The organism is Pelovirga sp. (assembly GCF_059864205.1).
In genome coordinates, this window is sequence record NZ_JCBCBS010000070.1 from 1 (window position 1) to 1,580 (window position 1,580).

At 50.1% G+C, this 1,580-nt stretch carries 5 protein-coding genes; all 5 read left to right on the top strand.

Annotated features, from left to right (window positions below; genetic code table 11):
* Window positions 1-244: hypothetical protein (locus AC6F7T_RS04015; protein WP_500716706.1), on the top strand; the 244-nt coding region annotated here is incomplete at its 5' end.
* Window positions 245-422: 178 nt separating this feature from the next.
* Window positions 423-632 carry a hypothetical protein gene (locus AC6F7T_RS04020; RefSeq protein WP_500716707.1) on the top strand — a complete coding sequence of 70 codons (210 nt, stop codon included), beginning with the start codon at window positions 423-425 and terminating at the stop codon, window positions 630-632.
* Window positions 633-653: 21 nt separating this feature from the next.
* A complete protein-coding gene (locus AC6F7T_RS04025; RefSeq protein WP_500716708.1) occupies window positions 654-893 on the top strand; it encodes a tyrosine-type recombinase/integrase in 240 nt (79 codons plus the stop codon).
* Window positions 894-964: 71 nt separating this feature from the next.
* Window positions 965-1,324 (top strand): type II toxin-antitoxin system RelE/ParE family toxin, encoded by a 360-nt coding sequence (locus tag AC6F7T_RS04030; RefSeq protein WP_500716709.1) that lies wholly within the window; start codon window positions 965-967, stop codon window positions 1,322-1,324.
* Window positions 1,321-1,580: XRE family transcriptional regulator (locus tag AC6F7T_RS04035; protein ID WP_500716710.1), on the top strand; the 260-nt coding region annotated here is incomplete at its 3' end. The genes AC6F7T_RS04030 and AC6F7T_RS04035, both read left to right, overlap by 4 nt.

The following is a 1,580-nucleotide window of genomic DNA, read 5'->3' on the forward strand; positions in this document are numbered from 1 at the left end:
TGAATTGTTTGATCCCTATACTAAAGAAAGCCTGGGTCGCAACGAATCAGAAGTGGCCAGTGCTCGAGTGGAGCGTGTAACTGACCGGGTCACCTATGCCCGTGTGACCTCGGGTACCGTTACTGTTGGTGACCCGACTGACTACCTGGCTCGCCGGAATGAGGAGGTTACAGGTCACGACAGAACCTTTCAAGAGAACATCCGCGGCACGCGCCGGTCAATTCGGCTTCCGCACGATCGATAAGGCAATTATGCTAAGTGAAACCAGCTGGGCGGTATGCAATGGCCACAAAGTTCAGGAATAAAAGCGGGCCGCTAGTCATTCGGCCTCACAGCTCAATTACGCTGACCCTTGACAATAAGTTTCGGATTCTTTCCTGTCAAAGCAGCAGAAACGCATATCGGGTCACAAGACGTTGATCATGCAGGCCGAAACCGTCCGATTGATTGAAACCAAATCAGGAGACGACAGAACGCTCCACATTGCCACCACGCGTGTTAAGGAAATGCTACAGCGGCGACTGGATCACAAAACCAGTCAGCCCGAATCAGAGCAGAGTCTTTATGTTTTTCCTGCAAGGGATGGCGGCGAACAGACACAGGTCAACCGGGTTGTTTATCGCAGCATCTAAGAATTAGGTTTTAACGTCGGCATGGATCGTAAACACCAGCTCAGTTTTCACACCTTCAGGCATACGTGCGCCAGTCGGCTTGCAATGGCAGGAGTGCCGATCTACACGATCAAAGAGATTTTAGGCCACCATACCATCAAAACAACTGAACGCTACGCACACCTGATGCCGAGTGCCAGCAGGGATGCACTAGAACTACTGGAACGACCGACGGGCGGTAACATTATCCACCTGCACGAAACCAAAAAAACGAGCAGTTGACGTACTGCCAAAACTGCCAAAAGGTCACATTCATTCAATTGACTAATTATTCCTAAATTGGTATAAAGAACATGACTGCAAACGATAAAGAACTCATTTGGGTCGGCGACAGTAAAGACAATCTTAGATCGTTTCCAGAGGACGTGAAAGACGTCATGGGTTTTGCCCTGCGCCAAGCGCAACAGGGCGGCAAACACCCTTCTGCAAAACCGCTGAAAGGGTTCAAAGGGGCTGGCGTTCTTGAGATTGTCGAAGATCACGACGGTGATACTTATCGGGCGGTTTATACCGTCCGCTTCAAAGGCCGGGTTTATGTTTTACACGCCTTTCAGAAGAAATCGAAAAAAGGGATTCAGACACCACAACCGGTTATTGATTTGATCAAAGACCGGCTGAAGCGCGTTGAGGCGCACGAAAAGGATATGACATGAACGACGACATCAAGCTCGAAAAAAGCACCGGCAATGTTTTTGACGATTTGGGACTGTCCGAATCTGGCGAACGCCTTGCAAAAGCCGACCTGGCGCTGAAGATCGCGCAGATTATCAACAAGCGACATCTGTCCCAAGCTCAGGCGGCGGAGCTGCTGGGGATTACACAACCGAAAGTTTCCGCCATATTGAATGGACGGCTCAGGGGCTTTTCACTGGAAAAACTGCTGCACCTGATGATTGCCCTTGATCGCGA